This is a genomic window from Phycisphaerales bacterium, from assembly GCA_029268515.1.
Classification (GTDB): Bacteria; Planctomycetota; Phycisphaerae; order Phycisphaerales; family SM1A02; genus JAQWNP01.
Map to the genome: position 1 here is coordinate 265,035 of JAQWNP010000010.1, position 15,775 is coordinate 280,809.

A 15,775-nucleotide genomic window follows, 5' to 3' on the forward strand; every position below is an offset into this window, starting at 1 on the left:
AAGGGGTCTTGATGCCGCAGCCCGATCGTGATGAAATCCTCGAATTCATCAGTGACCTCGACTTTGTTGCGGCCGGGATAGCGCCAGCTGCGCCGACAGATTATGAGTCGTCATATCGGAGCTGGGTGGCACAAGGTCAGCATGGTGAGATGGGCTACCTCGAGCGCAACATTGAGGTACGCATGGATCCTCAGCAACTACTTCCAGGCGCCAAATCGATTATCTGTGTAGCGGATCGGCACACGCGCCATGCGCGACCAACCCAGGGCGGGTATGAGGGTCAATCAGGACCGGCAAATGTCGGTCGAATTGCACGTTATGCGCAAGGTCGCGATTACCACAAAGTCATTAAACGTCGTCTCTTCAAGTTGGTGGATTGGTTGAAGAAATACTGCCCAGATGCAGAATTCAAGGTTTGCGTTGATACGGCGCCATTACTAGAACGAGAGCACGCACAGCGAGCGGGCTTGGGAACGGTTGGTAAAAACACACTTCTACTGCGACCAGGTGAGGGGAGCTACCTGCTGCTGGGCGCCGTCGTTACAACGCTCGCAATCAAGCCCACGGAGATTGAGCAGCAGGATCCATGTGGTTCTTGCACAAGGTGTATAGACGCATGTCCAACGACAGCCATCAAGCCATGGTCCGTCGATGCATCTCGGTGCATTAGTTATCTCACAATTGAACACCGTTCCGCCATAGATGAGGCCTTTCATCCATCAATAGGGGCGTGGTTGTTTGGGTGTGATGTTTGCCAGGAAGTGTGTCCACACAATCAGCCGACGCTTCGGAGTGGTCGTCTTGACTGCCATGAAGCTTATGAACCAATCAACACCGAGTTCGACCTGCTGACGGTCTTGGGATGGGATGAATCTGATCGCCGCGCAGCCTTTGAGCGATCGTCGATGAAGCGTGCTCGTCTAGAAATGATGCGTCGAAATGCCGCTATTGTTGCAGGTAATATTGAAGCTCGACCAGAGCTGGTACAGCGTGTCAGCGCTCTGAGCAGCGACTCTCAAGAAGATGACTTAGTTAAAGAGGCTTCGCGTGCAACAGTCAGTCGTGCAAGTTGGTAGGTCAGGCCATCAAAAAAACAGGCTATTATCCGGCACCTAGGATGGTGCCAATTGACTGCATGATCGCCATCTCGGCTTCTTGGGATGTCTGAAATTTGCCTTCGCGAACTTGGTCTTTGATCGCATTTAGGGCGCTAATGAGTTGAGGCGCTTTTTGAATCATTCCCAGCATTTGCTGGGAACCAGCTTTGCCGAATTCAGCATCACCATTGAGCATCCAAGAGCCATTAATGCGAATAAGTTCGGACGTTTCAGGCATGCCAAACGGTCCAGGGTAAGCAAGCTTTGCGTTATCTGCTCCCTGTAGAGTGACGGTTGCATTGTCCAGTGGCGGAATTGGCTCGATTGCTGCCGTCATCATTTCATTGAGGCCCTTGCCCCAGCGTTCCTCCATTGCCTTATTGGTCTCATAGAGGGCAAGAATGATCTCTGAAAATTGACTAATTTGATTGGCAAGCGAGGTATTGTTGAAGTGGGTTACCTTGAGCAGATCGTTGAATTGCTGCGATGGACTTTCAGTCATCTCTATTGATTGAATGTGTGCAATCAGCGCTTCTGGTGTCGGATAGGATGGATCGCTGCCGCCAGTTGTCAACTGTAGTTGCAGGCCGCCACCACCCATGTTTGGTGTTGTCGCTGTGTTTGGTGAGGAGCCCGTATTCGGTGCTGTCAGTGATTGTGTTGAAGGGCCTCCAATCAAGACCATCATGTCATCAATGTTGCGAACAATCGCCTCAGCATCGGGCAGTTGAGTCGCGAGCGTCTTGGCGCGGGTAAGTGCCTCAGAGGCTTGCTTCCGAGCCTCGGCAGCTTGTTGGTCATATTGGATTCCAGAAGTGCTTGCTATATTACTTCCCAATAGTCCAACACGGATCGCCTCTTTGATTGAATCGACCATGATCGCTTGGGATTCAAGGCTGCGAGCACGCGAGGCAGCAAGCTGAGCTTTTCGCTCCTCACAGCCTAATACAACTTGCATTAACAGCGTTCGATCTCGGCCACTTCGCATGCCCATTGCTCGGTTTTCAGTATTGATCGCATCAGAAAGATAGCGATCGGCTTTCTCGTAAGCAGGTGCGAGTGATTGGGTCTCACGTGAATTGATTGAATCAATGGTTGTGCGCAGTTGAGCCGCAGATTTGTTGTAGTCGGCTAATGCTTTTTCAGCATTGGCATCAGCTGTCGCAGCGAATTGTTCAAGATCAATATGAGCTTTACCAAGGTCACTGACGAGCTCAGCGAGTGCTTGTGCCTGGCTATCAAAGAAGTTGTGCTCTGCCTCGAGGTTGTAGCGGAGCTCTAGCTCATTCTCAGTGACCGTTTGGTCAAGTTGGTGAGTTTGCCGGCGAGCGTGCATTGCGCGTTCGAATAGTTCTAGACTTTCTAAGCCTCGCTTCATCGCTGCAGATTGGGCATGTTGGTTAAAGGTCGATTCCAGTTGCGAGATTTTCTCTCTCGTCAATCCGATCGTTTCTTGTCTTCTGGCAATTGGTTCGTTTAAAGAACTCTTACTTGCTTCAAACTGGGATTGGTAACGCGAAGCTTCGTCACGCGCTGTTGCAATTGCTTCTGCGCTTATAGCGTCGTAAAGCAGTTGAGAAGAATCGGCCACCGATTTTAAGAGAATGGTTTTTTCAAGATGCTGTTGTGCAACAAATCGGTCATCTCGTTGTAGTACTTCCAATCGACTTATCTCTGAGCTGGCAAGCTGAAAAAGGTCACGTAGTGTCTGTGATTCGAGTTGTAAGGCTGCTGCTTTCTGGCCTTTGGCGCCAATCGTAGTGAGCGGCTTCACGCGGTTACGAATCGCAATAAGTTTTTGTTCTATTTGCACATCTGCATCAGCGGTGCCACGCTCCATGGTATGGCGAGCCTTCTTGAGTTCTGCTGATGCCTCAATCAGATTCTTGTGCGCGTCAGCTCGTTCACGCGTACTTGCATCTTCACACCCAAAGAAGGGTGCCAGGAGCATGATGATCAAAGCGGTGAATGCCAGCACATCAGCCCGGGACAGGTTCCAATAGCTGAGGGAGGCATTTCGGGATCTAAAAAGGACAAGATTTTTCATCGAGTGGGGTCCAGCATGGCTTCTTGGTTTGTTGCAGCTTGCTCACATTCAACTTAGCGTCGGCTTGCATGCCGATCTGATCGGATTAGTGTAGCAATGCACAGGATGTGCCTGGGGCTATGGCGTGGTTTGGTCTGTAGATTGCGGTTGGCTGGGCTTCGGCGACCGACTTTCAGACGCTTCAGGGGGGTAGGTAATAGGGTAGTTATGCCAGGGGCGTTTTCCCATGGCATCAATCCAATTGAGTGCTGGTGCATAAGTTTGGCGATTGCTGGTATTCAGGCTGGGTTTCCACCCTCGGACAGCTGGATGCTGCTTTTGGCTTTGGTTGCGTGGTAACGCATATTGAAGCAGGAGGGAATTTTCTGGCGTATCTAAATTGAGAATGGGCCATTGTTCATTCGATGCTGCTTGTCTGAGAATGATGTAGTTGGTGTATCGGGCGGCGACATCGTCGGGATTGGTGGGAATCACCAGTCGGAAGTCACCAACACCAGGGCCACCATGGCAGGTTGCGGTTCCACAAGATCGTGTCAGAAATCGCTCATGAATACGCTCTTTAAATAAGAGCATTGATCGGGGATCTTCCTGTACTTGAATGCCATCAATGAGATCAGAGGCTTCGAGTCGCCTCATGAAACGAGCCACTTCAATAGGTTCTGCTTCGAATAATTGTCTCTGTTCAGCCACATCACTAGGCATCAGCGGGTGATCACTATAAGCTTCGATCAAAGCATGGATAATGTTGGGGTCTACTCTGACATTCGGTGGTTTACTGAAGTCAATTTCGTAAATACGAATACGATTGATGTCTTGCTCACTCAGCCGTGGTATTTTTTCCGATTCGGCATTTGTTTGTGGTGAAGTATTGGTAGTTGTTTGTTCGCCATCCATGTTCTCTGTTGGATTGTCGGAAAGCAACAGTCGAGCACGAGCAATTCGAATGAGATTGCGTACCTCCGGTGTGTCGTGGCCTCGCTCAATAACACTCAGTTCTTCTAAGGCTAAAGTTGGCTCGTTTTCCTTAAGAAGCCAGCGTGCAAACAATACATGTCGAGCCCAAGCGCCATCAACTAATGCGTTTTTGTATTGGTTGTACTGGGCTTGAAAGGTGGGCTCTAGTTCAACAAAGTGAACGTCTTCCCTCATCCATGAGATTTCAATGCCCTGTATTTCTATCACAACTCGATGGAAGTCATCGCTTTTGACAATTCCAAGATGGGATTGGCCACTGCGTAAATAAACGCGGCCTCTTTGTCCTTCGACTGGGTCTACAAGTCGAACAATTTCCATGACTTCTTCGGGGCGCAATATTTTGATTTGCCCATCAGTCGTTCTAATTTCAAATTGTTCATCCGAGCGTGAGAGTAGTGTTCCTTGGACTGTATTCTTGCCCCCGAGTCCTAGTATGACCCGAGATGTATTGACCGTCTGCGTTGGCGGTTCTTGAGTGGCATCATCGCTAACAGCAGGTTGGCAGGCGACGAGAAGTAATGCAAGAGAGAGTGCTTGAATAGTCATAATTGCGATCAAGGAAGCGGTGTGGTTTCAATATCTTTGCCGCGGTTAATTGAGTAGCTGTAGTTTACTATTTTTGCTTTGTCGCCAGTTGAATAGGCAGGGATCATGATGTCCCAGCGAAGGAGTCCTTGTTTTTTCTGATTGTTGACGTACTGTACATCAGTAGAGAGTGGGGGACTGACTTCAGACATACTAATCGTGATGTCGCTTGATCTTGAGACGGGCCAGCGATCCCAAAGTTCCAGGTCAATGGGGTGGTCAGCACCATTATCAATATCGATACGAACGTTATAGATTGTTTCACGGCCCCCACTAAACAAGCCAGTGTTATCAGTCCGCTTCTCGAGCACAATTCTTTTGGCGCGGATTGATGGGTCTACGCCAAAGTAAAACTGGTAGGAGGCCGAGGGTGCGACAGAATCAATTTGGGACTGGCCTACATAATCATTTCCAACAAAGATAGAGGCCGTGCCAGGCAGGAACTGGTAATTGCTGGTGTTTTCTATTTTGCCTTTGATGTAAACCTCTTCAGTCAACAACGGAATGGCGATGTTGATGTAAGAGACATTGTTCTGAAACGTTGCTATTCGGGTGCGTTGTTGCTGGTCGTTCCCTGATGCGATGGTCATCGTTCGAGGTAGTGTGAAAGTGACGGCCGAGCCCGAGCCATCGACGGTTGCTTTGCTAGCAAATTGTTCTAAGGCAGCTTCTCGCGTGTCGTAATAAGAGCTTTCTGAATCCGCAGCGACAGCTCGAGAGCGCACGTCCCCACGTGCGGCGGAGGGCATGGGCGGTGGCGGAGTGTAAATGTCTACGAAATATGGGTTGATGGTGGGTGGCTCTGCAGCTTGGCTGGGTTGAGCGGTCGAGAGCACCATATTGACATTGTTCCAGTTCTCGCCCGTCGTTTGCATCACGATTGCATCGTATTCAATGTTGATTGTTGATTCCTGAAAATCGGCTCGGACAGCATATGTTGGAACCCAGGCTGCACGGTTAACCAGATAGGTCAGCTGAAGTGTTGCTTTGGTTGGTTTTGTGGCAACAAAGGTGACCACAACCTGGCTTGTTTGGCCTCTTTGGGAACCAATATTCTTAATCTTTCGCTCCAAGACTTCGGCTTGCTCAGTCAGTTTTCGAAGCAGTTGTTTTTCAAGAAGCTGGTTTTCCAAAAGGGTTGCCAATTGTTTGCCAAGAAAATCGAGCTGGTTTTCAATGACACTCGTGTCCAAAGCTGACGTGCCAATGTCAAGGGCTGCCTCTTCACTTCCACGAGAAGCCATGCTGTTAAGGAAGACTATTTGTGAATTAATAACTTCGACGCTATTTTTTTTGTGACTGATTTGCTCTCTTACATCATCCAATTCAGCAATAAGTTTTTGTGCCTGCTCACTGTTTGATTCGGTGGAAGGAATAACCTGGTATTCAAGATCAACAACTTTTAAATCGCCCAACGACTTTGCTTGTATTGAGTCTTTGAGGATCGTCGATGGCATCTTTGCAAAGGTGAGATTCCAGAGACCGGGCTGGACCTCCAATTCAGCGGATCGTGTCACTGATGCTCGCTCTCTAAAAACAGTCACGTCAGTGATGCTGTCTTTTGCTTTGAGAGGGACTGACACCGGTTGGTCTTGTGCGAAGGTTGGAGCAGTGAGAGTCAATAGGACTAGTAGGTACAAACGCATATGAGGGCTCCAATGATTGATGAGATGAGCAGACTGTCCATAATACGAGTTGGGTTCAATTCCGGTTGTGGCATGGCCTTGAATGACATCTGAAAGTGGCTTTGAACTATTGAATTACGCTCAGGCGATCCATAACAGTCAACGTGGTAAATCGGAACATGTTGCGAGAACATATCCTGATTCTAGTTTTTATGACAAGACGGCTAAGTGGCTATTCGGTCTGCTCGTCACGCTCTGGTTCGACAAAGTCCTGCGAAATGGTGCTGATGATGCCTGCGGAATCAAGGATCTCAGCAATTCTCTGGCGATCAGGAAGGTCAGAGTTGGCGACTTCCGAAGCCAGTTGCTTGCGTTCTAGCTCAAGGCCTAGGTACTGGACGGCAAGGCTGGCAATCTCACTCGCTGGCATTGTTTCCAAGTAATCAATGCCATCACGATAAGCAATGCGTGCAGCAAGACTCTTTGCCATCACCCAGTTGAGATAGGTCTGAGGCAGTCTTGTCCAGATTTCATCACCAACCATGTCAACGAGGACTTCTGGCAGATGTTCTTGCACAAGTTTTTGAAGCAGATGTATCTGTGACACAGGCACCTGCTCGATAGCGGCTTCAATCGCATCAGCAGTTCGAATCATGACTCGGCTTAATCGAATACTGAGATCTGGTACTGGTACCTGAGGTTGCTGCCTATGCAGCCGGGTCAGTAGTTCAACTTCTCTTCTTGCAAGATCACGTAATTTGTCAATGACCTGGGCAACAAATACTGGCTTGATTGATAGGAACTGCTCTTCGGAGAGGAGCATGCATGCCGCGATCTCATAACTGGAACAGATGACGCCACACTTATTGGCAGACGAGTCTTTAAGAATCAGAGTGCCGTGTTCTGAAAGGTATTGACGGGCATCTGGTGTCAGAAACAAATTAGCGCCTTCAACAATAAGTTTGCTGGAAGGTTGTCCATCTGCGTCCAAGAATTCGTGGGCATTCTTTTCATGGATTGAGTTAGGCCGACCACCACAAGGAACAAAGGCATCCGCCTTCACACGATTATGTAATGAGTTACGTAGATGGACACCGTCTGGCTCATCGATTGCAACGGTCCTTCCATTGTCCCCCAATTGGCTTTGATCGAAGCTGGCAATTGGAAGGGCTGCCCGGAAAAGGCGCAATAATTCATGGTGATTAAGGCCATCTGGATCTTCAGCGCAACCACTGCCATCAGCAATGCCGACGATTTTGCAACGATCGCCATAGTTCGTATCAAGAATCTGAATGAGATTGCCAGCAACATCGCCGTCAGGACCACCGGTAATCTTGATGGAGAAGGTGTCTTTTTCAGGATCAATGCCGATGGTCTCAAGTCCAACGCGAAGGAAGACATGAACGCCTTCACTGGTGACACCGTATTCCTTGTGGTTAATGCCAGCGCCTGGCTTTGAACTCATCAGAGCTGTTGGAAGTGGATAACCACGTCGCTCAGCACGATCAACAATCCAGTCAATGTGTGCTGGTGTGATTCCCTCATCAGGCCCGAAGTAGAGTAGCTCGTCTTGTCCGAAGCGATCGTAAACTTGAGACCTTATTTCTGGATCGGGTGTGATGAGATCAAGTATGGAATCAACGAATGCTTTCACCGAACGGGTGATGCGTGACTTGGGTGAAATCAGAAGTGTTGCTTTGGCGCCACCTTCAGGAATGTCCTTGTTCTTGAGTTGTTGGGCACTGGCAAGGTTGAATGCCTCGTCATAGAGGCGTTCTGATTCCCTTGCAAATTGGTCTGCACTTCGAGGGTGCACGGCTCTGACCCCGCCACGAGCAATGTCACGAAAGCGTACATGGAAGCCATTGAAGCCCCGGCCATGAACGAAGAAGACCCCAAACGGGATGACTGGACGGTCGCTTGTGGCGAGAAACTGTGGTTCAACACGCATGGATAAGGCGTATCGATCGGGAAGGTAGATGTTGGTACGAAGAACAGCCCCAACGGCTTCAAGCATTTTTCGCAGGGCCAACCGAGAGTCTTCAAGATCAACATTGCTGCTTAGATGCTGATCGAGTTGGTTTCGCTTTTCTTCAAATTCAGCATCACTCAGAGGATGATCTGGGTGGAAACGATCCAGAAAGAGATTTGCAATAGCCAAAGAAATTTCAAGATTTCGCTCAGCCAACGTCGTGAGGCGAATGGGTGTAAAAGCGTAAGGGTTTTCTTTCACAAGTACCTGGTAAGACAAATCAACCAGCGCAGTAATGATCTCGGCTCGAGTGAGATCGAGCTCTGGATGCCGGTAGGCAAGTGAGAGCGTGCGCAGGTCGAGCCACTTGATTCGCAGGAGGTCGCTATAAACCGTTTTCCACAGTTCGCTCTCAGGGTCAATCGCATTGCCATCAGGGCCTTGCACCACAAAACCCAGCATGCTGATTGATCCATTCGTACCATCGTCAATCGTGTCTAAGTAGGCGCGCCGAATATTGATGCCGGAACGACTCATGCGTTCTGCAATACGTTCAAGCATAGAACGTCGGGTTGAATTACCCACAGTGATGACAATTCTAGAGAGGCATGGATCTGCTTCATCTTCAAGTTGTACAGCAGTTCCATCAGTTCCTGAGACACGCTTGAAAAGAGCCCAGTGGGCGCTCATTCGAAGCGGCGTAACTGTCATGACATAGTCGGCATTGCAGCGTCTGAAGAAGTCAATGACTTCTTGGTCAGGCCATTCAGCTAACTGCTTTTTGGCATAAGCAAGTGTGGACTTAAGTTTGGCCGCTTGCTCTGGGTCATTTTCATCGAAGAGGGGGGTGTCGCCAAATTCAAATGTGTCAAGAACAAGTTGACCATCAGTGGCGGTATGGATCTTGGCGGCGCGAAGGGGGGAGTCGATGGGGAGTTCTTTAGCGAGTTCCGCCAAGACGCCGGGGTAATCGAGTGGGCGCATACTCGTCCATTGGGATCCATCCTCACTGCGCAATGTCAGCTCGATGGGTCGGCCAGATGCTCGTGAAGCGATGATTGCCCGAAGGTGGACCAGCTGGGTTGCATGGTCCGTGTCTTGGAAATACACCTGAGGCATGTTCTTTAGGAACCAAGGGGTGACAGCCTCTGCGGTTTCTCGCAGGCTGGAGGCGACCTCATCCACAAGTCTGGAACCATCCATTCGCTGTCCTCTAGTCTCTATTGCTGGTTTTGGAGCCATGGGTCATTGATAACGCCCCTTCCTCATTCAATCAAGCGGAGATTGAGTGAGTCATGCAGATAACTTGGCGGTCGGACGTTGGGCGCCTATGGTGGTGGCTTATGCGAAAGCCCGTAGCCATCTCCATAGGTAACTTCGACGGGGTGCATGCTGGGCACCAGGCACTGATAGAAAAGGCCCATCAAGCGGTCTCTGGTGGTGGTTCACAGGGTCAGATTGTCTTCCTGGCCTTTGATCCGCACCCGGCAAGTGTTCTCCGTCCAGAGCAGCAACCTGATCTGCTGACTCCATTTAGCCAACGTGCAGATCTTTTGAGGGCGGCTGGCGTAAATGAGGTCCATCGCCTAGTTCCCACACCAGATCTACTCGGAATGAGCCCAAAATCTTTCATTGAGTCGGTGGTAGCGGCTCATCAGCCCTCATTCTTTATTGAGGGGCCTGATTTTCGATTTGGTAAAGGGCGTGCTGGTTCAATAGAGACCTTGGAATTGCTCGGCCAGCAGCATGACTTCGAGGTTGAGGTTGTGAGCACGGCTGAAGTGGTCTTAAGTGACCACAAAATCGTGCCAGCCCGAAGTTCGTTGATCCGCTGGCTGCTATCCCACGGCCGTGTGGCGGATGCGGCACTGGTTTTAGGCCGACCCTACCAGCTCACTGGAACCGTTCAGCCTGGTGAGAAGCAAGGCCGTCTACTGGGATGTCCAACTGCAAATTGTGGCCAAGTCCAGGTGATGCTGCCAGCTGACGGTGTCTACACAGGATTGGCCAATGATCCATCTGGAAACCTACAGCCTGCAGCGATCAGTGTTGGATCGAAACCAACATTTGGCGGGCACGAAAGATTATGCGAAGTACATCTGATTGACTATGAAGGCGATCCCGATGTCTACGACTGGCCGATTCAGGTGCAGTTTAAGAGTTGGATACGTGAGCAACTGGCATTCGGATCAGAACAGCAGCTTATCGAGCAGATGGAACGCGATGTTGATTGTGCACGGTCAAGACTGGAGAGCATGGTATGACAACTGGTTCATTTAAATACGAGACCAATACCTCTGTAAGTGAGATCGCTACACGCCTCAAGAATGCAAAGCGAGTTCTGATCACAACGCACACAAAACCTGATGGCGATGCCATGGGTTGTTCGGTGGCCATGAAAAGAGCACTGGAGCAACTCGGTATTACTGCAGATTTATGGTTAGCAGGACCAGTTGAGCGCGGAATACACGCCTTGTCTTCGGGGACACCCTACCACTTGATTGAAGAGGAACTTCCGACTGAGGAATATGACGTGATTGTGGTGGTGGATACAGGCGCCTGGACACAGTTAGAGCCAATTCGACCATGGCTTGAACCTCAAATTCAACGTGTCATCTGCATCGACCACCATCGCCGTGGTGATGAAATCAGTGCGATGAGATTAATCGATCCCACTGCTGCTGCTTGCAGTGAAGTCCTCGTTCGAGTGCTTGACGCAATGGGTTGCAAGCTGACCGGTGGTGATGCTGGAATTGCTGAAGCGCTCTTTGCTGGACTTGCGACTGACACCGGTTGGTTTAAGTTTTCGAGTGCTGGCGCGTCAACATTTGCGCTTGCCTCACGTCTCATGGAGACAGGCATTGATAAACCTCGCTTGTTCCGAATGCTTGAAGAAAACAGCCGGCCTCAACGCTTAGCGCTGGAGGCTCGGGCATTAAGTTCGGTACGCTACGGTTTTGAGGGAAAAATTGCTGTCATGGTTTTGCGGCCAGAGGACTTTGAAGAGACGGGCGCTGAAACAACGGATCTGACAGGTATGGTCAATGCACCAATGGTGGTGGGTCGCGTGAGTGTTTCTATCATCTTGACTGAAGCGGTACCGGGTAAGACCAAAATTAGTTTCCGTTCCAAGCCACCAGCGGGGGCTGAGCAAGAGATGTGGTTTGTGGATGTCAACAGCCTTGCAGCGCGTTTTGGGGGCGGGGGGCATCGACATGCGGCGGGTTGTCAAATCAATGATTCGATTGACGCATCCATTGGCCAACTGATGGAGGTTCTAGAAATCAGTGAATTCCAAAAGAACCCAGAGCGAGCATCTGTATTGCCGGGTGAGAAGAGCCAGAAATCCTAGTTCGAATCATCAGTGGTCATAGGCAATGATGGGCTTGTTTCACTATTGGGCTCAACCGTGGGTTGCGCCGGCGCGGTTGTCACTGGCGCGGTCGCGGCCGATGGGTAGATTCGAGTCGGCTGAAAGAAGTAATAGAAGCTCGCGTAGGGGCCAATGACAGGTGGTCTTTCTGGATGGATCACTGTTGTTTTGAGTCGGGCAACTTCTGGAAGGACCCGGGTGTCGAACTGAGCAGCTGGAATGAGCGCGCCTTCGATCTGCGCTCGGTCTGTTTTGTTACGAGTCAAGATGGTATTTAAACGGCTATCTTGTGAAGCGCTCAGTCTCGTCCAGAAGGGATGGCCGAGTGGAGCCAGTGTTTCTTTGTCTAGTGATTGAACTTTGATCTCAACATGACGGCCAAGCGTTGTGCGTTGTTCAATACGTACCGTCCAAGTGACATGGGCGCGGTATGCGTGATTCACTTGTCTGAGCCAAAGACGAACCGACCTGAGATAGCTCATGTTTTCTGGGGACCCTGGTTCACCAATTGGGGTTTTGCCCAAAGTCTGTTGGTAATTTTCTTTGAGAGCAAAGAACAGGGCGGTCGGGCTGGCTTCAAAACCAGCAGCGTTCATCACTGATTCATCGCTTATTTCTGGTGCATTGACTTGTTGTGGGATTGTATCGGATGGCGTTTCTTGATCTGTCGGTACTGTTTGAATGTCATCGTTGTCTGAATCATCATTGCGAGTGACTTCTGACTGTGATGCGGCTTCCTGATTCATTTGTTCGATGCGATCAAGCAGTTCGCTCATCTGAGTACTGGCCATTACAAGTTGGGCAGTGAGATCTCGAATTTGATCTTTGAGTCGTTGGTTTTCGATGCGAAGGTCCTGTAGGGTCTGCGCCTGTCCAGTCCCAGGGGTACACAAGATGAGCGCCATGCAGACAGAGAGGAGCTGGCCGATATGGCATGCCAGAGAGACTGGCTGAGACGTTGGTGGTTTGATACTGCAAAACCCAGCATTCATGGTGGTGCCCTTCACTTTTTATATGGAGTGCCAAAGTATTGTTTTTTAGCGCTGCCTTCGATACGGGACCATTAATACAGCTCCTAAGCACTGTATCAAGCCAAACAGGCGTTTTTATACCTGTTTGAGCCGATGTTATGAGATAAGGTTGTCTTCTTGAGGTTGGCGCCGACTTGTCTGATGCAATATGGCGCGTACTATTCAAGAGATGGGCGGCGTATTCTTTACTTGATCGTGCGAGGCCGAAGGGCCTGGAGGCTCATTTTGGAACATATACACGCCATCATTCGACTTGCCAGTCGCCGAATTGCTTTGACCGATTTTCTTCGCTGGCTCCGTGATCTTTTGATCTTGGCACTGGGTGTTATTTGTATCTATCTCGCACTTGAACGATTGGCAATGGTGCCACAGGCGCCCTGGTTTTGGTGGATTCCTCCGGTACTCATTGCGGCCATTCTGGTGGCAGTGATGTTATGGTCGCGCCATCGCCTAAAACAAGTGAATGTCGCTATTGCAGTTGACCAGCAACTGGGTCTTGATGAGAGACTTTCATCGGCAATGATGCTGTCAGACTCTGATGATCCATTCGCCAGAGCAGCGATTGATGATGCGATTCGTACGGCTCGCTTACCACAGACCCGTGAACAAGTTGGAAGGGCTTTTAAAGTAAGAGCACCACGTGGTTGGTGGGTTCCAATTCTGTTGATCGCTCTTGCAGTTGGAATATTTTTTACGCCGACAATAGCGGCAAAGCAGGTTGATCAAACGCAACAGTCCGAGGTATTGATTGTTGACTCAGCTGAGCAAGCTAAAGAAGAAGTAACGGCTTCCGTATCAGCACTTGAAGAGGCTGTTGCAAAGGATGAGTCACTTGCGATTGCGATGCAAGAGACTTTGGACAAAATGAAACCAGAAGCCCTTCAAGTCAGTGAAGATGCTTCTGCGACTGAGATTCGACAGGATGCGATTAAGAAAGTGACCGAGCTCAATCGCCGGCTCGAGGAATTGCTGGATAGTGAACAAGTTCAGGCATCTGAAATGTTAGAGGAGATGCTGAGTAAGATTTCTGCAGACGCTGAGCAATCAAATGCAACGAGTGAACTGATGAAGGCCATGGCCCGTGGTGACTTTAAGGCAGCGCAGGAAGCAATCAAAAACCTTCAGGAAGAGATCAAACAGGCAGGTGAGGGTGGCCAGGCATTGGCGGAAGAGATTGCGGACCTCGCAGCCCAGCTTAACGCTCTTTCTCAGCAGCGCGAACAGTTGGCCGAAGCACTCGAACGCGCAGGTCTCGACGGTCAATTAGCAGAGAATATGGCGGCGCTTGAACAGGCGCTGAAGCAGAATCAGAATCTCACTCAGCAGCAAAAGGATGAGCTGCGTAAGTTGGCAGAATCCCAGATGGGTGCATGTAAGCAATGTAATAACATGGGCCAATCGATGCAGCAGATGGCTCAGGCATGTAAGCAAGGTGGTCAGCAATCCACGAGTAAAGCCGGCAATGAAATGTCCGAGCAATTGTCGCGTATGGAAATGATGCAGCAGATGTTGCAGCAGGCCAAGGTGACTCAGAAAATGTGTGTCAGTGAATGCCAGTCGATGGGGCAGTGCAATGGCAACCAAGGCCAAGGAGGCGGTGGTTCTGGCGATAGCGGAGCAGGCAGTAGTGGAACAGGCGGTTCGGGTCAGGGCAATGGTGGAAAAAACAGCGTCGAGGAGACATCGGTCTCCATGACCGAGGTGAAGGCGAACATTTTCACAGAGCAGGGAGATGTTATTGCACGTGAGTTGTTTGATGGTGAGATTGAAGCAGGGGTGTCATCAGCGTCTGTAAAAGAAGTGATAAGGACAGCGGTAGAAGGTTTTGAGGATGGCGTGAGCGAAGACCCACTGCCGCCCTATTATGATGAAGTCCAAAAGCACTACTTCGGGGAACTTGCGGAGCTGATTAAGGCCCTTGATGCGGCAAATCAGGACAACACATCAGTCGATCAACCCGAGCCATCCCAGGATGAAGATTCGAGCAACCAGTGAGACCAGTAGCGATTGCGTAAGGCCATTGGCAAGGCTTTGTCGCTGTGCTATGCGCGTCCAGGTCGTATGGCTGGCTGTCATGATGATTTCATGCAATGACAGGCCGTCGCCTGAGCGCGTTATACTTTACGTTTCGGCTGATGAGCATGTTGCTCGTCAGGTCATCGAACGTTTCGAAGTTGCCACGGGTATTGAGGTTCAGGTCGTTGGGGACACAGAATTAAAGAAGACCACTGGCCTCGTAGAACGCATTCGTAGAGAAGCTGAGCGGCCAAGAGCTGATGTCTTCTGGAATTCTGAAGCTTTCATGACCGAGGCATTGGCAGCCGAGGGGCTGCTCACCCCACATACCTCTGAGGTCGCCAAGGCGTGGCCAACTGTGCATCGGCACCCAGGCCATCTATGGCATGGATTTGCGGGGCGGGCGAGGGCGCTGGTTTATAACCCAAGCCATCTCATGGCTGAAGACATTCCTGAGCAATGGGCGGATCTGGTATCCGAAAAATACAAGGGTCAGATTGTGATGGCTGATCCGCGTTTTGGAACAACCGGTGGTCACTTGGCGGTCATTCAATGGCTTTTTGATGAAACACTGCCGGGTAGTTATGACCAATTTGTCGATGGTTTAGCGGCCAATGATGTCAGGCTGCTTCCCAGCGGGAATGCTGGTGTTGTTGATGCGGTTGAGCGAGGTGAGGCTGTACTTGGATTAACAGATACGGATGACATATGGGCGGTGCTGGATCGTGGTGGCAAAGTGGATTGGGTATTACCTGGCCACAGTATGGGTGAAGATGCAACGCCTCATGGCCCACTGGTCATACCAAATACAGTGGCGTTAGTTCGTGGTGGGCCTCACCCAAAGCAGGCAGCGTTGTTGGCTGATTTTTTGTTGTCCGCAGAGGTGGAGTCTTTGTTGGCTCAATCCTCATCACGAAACATCCCCTTAGGATCAGATGCCGTCATCAATGCTGACATTATTGTTCACAATCCTGTTGATGTGGATTACGCGGTAGTGGCAGCAGGACGATCAGCGGCTGTTCAAAGTGCGGTCAAACGTCTCGGAGGTCGCTGA

10 protein-coding genes are annotated in these 15,775 nt (G+C 50.2%); 5 read left to right on the forward strand and 5 right to left on the reverse strand.

The annotated features are described in order from the left end of the window. Positions 1–11 precede the first annotated feature (11 nt). Positions 12–1,076 (forward strand): tRNA epoxyqueuosine(34) reductase QueG, encoded by a 1,065-nt coding sequence (gene queG, locus P8J86_07635; GenBank protein ID MDG2054562.1) that lies wholly within the window; start codon positions 12–14, stop codon positions 1,074–1,076. 25 nt (positions 1,077–1,101) lie between these two features. Here the strand turns inward: queG and P8J86_07640 are convergent, their stop codons facing one another. The 4 genes from P8J86_07640 to P8J86_07655 all read right to left on the reverse strand — a co-directional run bounded on the left by P8J86_07640 (position 1,102) and on the right by P8J86_07655 (position 9,504). After that, positions 1,102–3,144 (reverse strand): hypothetical protein, encoded by a 2,043-nt coding sequence (locus P8J86_07640; protein ID MDG2054563.1) that lies wholly within the window; start codon positions 3,142–3,144, stop codon positions 1,102–1,104. Between the two features lie 117 nt (positions 3,145–3,261). After that, a complete protein-coding gene (locus tag P8J86_07645) occupies positions 3,262–4,665 on the reverse strand; it encodes a hypothetical protein (protein MDG2054564.1) in 1,404 nt (467 codons plus the stop codon). An 8-nt stretch (positions 4,666–4,673) separates the two neighbouring features. Next, positions 4,674–6,350 (reverse strand): mucoidy inhibitor MuiA family protein, encoded by a 1,677-nt coding sequence (locus tag P8J86_07650; GenBank protein MDG2054565.1) that lies wholly within the window; start codon positions 6,348–6,350, stop codon positions 4,674–4,676. Positions 6,351–6,561: 211 nt separating this feature from the next. After that, positions 6,562–9,504, reverse strand: coding sequence for an NAD-glutamate dehydrogenase (locus P8J86_07655; GenBank protein ID MDG2054566.1), 2,943 nt, complete (start codon positions 9,502–9,504; stop codon positions 6,562–6,564). Between the two features lie 140 nt (positions 9,505–9,644). Here P8J86_07655 and ribF point away from each other — a divergent pair, with 140 nt between their 5' ends. Both ribF and P8J86_07665 read left to right on the forward strand, forming a co-directional pair. After that, a complete protein-coding gene (ribF, locus tag P8J86_07660; protein MDG2054567.1) occupies positions 9,645–10,565 on the forward strand; it encodes a riboflavin biosynthesis protein RibF in 921 nt (306 codons plus the stop codon). Continuing rightward, complete coding sequence (locus P8J86_07665; protein ID MDG2054568.1) at positions 10,562–11,653, forward strand: DHH family phosphoesterase; 1,092 nt, start codon at positions 10,562–10,564, stop codon at positions 11,651–11,653. The genes ribF and P8J86_07665 overlap by 4 nt, the downstream gene beginning before the upstream one ends. Here P8J86_07665 and P8J86_07670 read toward each other — a convergent pair. Beyond that, on the reverse strand, positions 11,650–12,666 hold the full coding sequence (locus tag P8J86_07670; protein ID MDG2054569.1) for a hypothetical protein: 1,017 nt from the start codon (positions 12,664–12,666) through the stop codon (positions 11,650–11,652). The two genes, P8J86_07665 and P8J86_07670, sit on opposite strands and share 4 nt — an antisense overlap. A gap of 264 nt (positions 12,667–12,930) precedes the next feature. Here P8J86_07670 and P8J86_07675 point away from each other — a divergent pair, with 264 nt between their 5' ends. Together P8J86_07675 and P8J86_07680 are read left to right on the forward strand one after the other, a co-directional pair. Further along, positions 12,931–14,700: a hypothetical protein gene (locus P8J86_07675; protein MDG2054570.1), complete on the forward strand. Its 1,770-nt coding sequence runs from the start codon at positions 12,931–12,933 to the stop codon at positions 14,698–14,700. Between the two features lie 79 nt (positions 14,701–14,779). Next, a complete protein-coding gene (locus P8J86_07680; GenBank protein ID MDG2054571.1) occupies positions 14,780–15,775 on the forward strand; it encodes an extracellular solute-binding protein in 996 nt (331 codons plus the stop codon).

What these genes read in the sequence shown, in the direction of transcription:
- P8J86_07640 (MDG2054563.1), bottom strand. Translation starts at nt 3,144, where the DNA reads ATGAAAAATCTTGTCCTTTTTAGATCCCGAAATGCCTCCCTCAGCTAT.
- P8J86_07655 (MDG2054566.1), bottom strand. Translation starts at nt 9,504, where the DNA reads ATGGATGGTTCCAGACTTGTGGATGAGGTCGCCTCCAGCCTGCGAGAA.
- P8J86_07645 (MDG2054564.1), bottom strand. Translation starts at nt 4,665, where the DNA reads ATGACTATTCAAGCACTCTCTCTTGCATTACTTCTCGTCGCCTGCCAA.
- queG (MDG2054562.1), top strand. Translation starts at nt 12, where the DNA reads ATGCCGCAGCCCGATCGTGATGAAATCCTCGAATTCATCAGTGACCTC.
- P8J86_07665 (MDG2054568.1), top strand. Translation starts at nt 10,562, where the DNA reads ATGACAACTGGTTCATTTAAATACGAGACCAATACCTCTGTAAGTGAG.
- P8J86_07680 (MDG2054571.1), top strand. Translation starts at nt 14,780, where the DNA reads ATGATGATTTCATGCAATGACAGGCCGTCGCCTGAGCGCGTTATACTT.
- P8J86_07650 (MDG2054565.1), bottom strand. Translation starts at nt 6,350, where the DNA reads ATGCGTTTGTACCTACTAGTCCTATTGACTCTCACTGCTCCAACCTTC.
- P8J86_07670 (MDG2054569.1), bottom strand. Translation starts at nt 12,666, where the DNA reads ATGAATGCTGGGTTTTGCAGTATCAAACCACCAACGTCTCAGCCAGTC.
- ribF (MDG2054567.1), top strand. Translation starts at nt 9,645, where the DNA reads ATGCGAAAGCCCGTAGCCATCTCCATAGGTAACTTCGACGGGGTGCAT.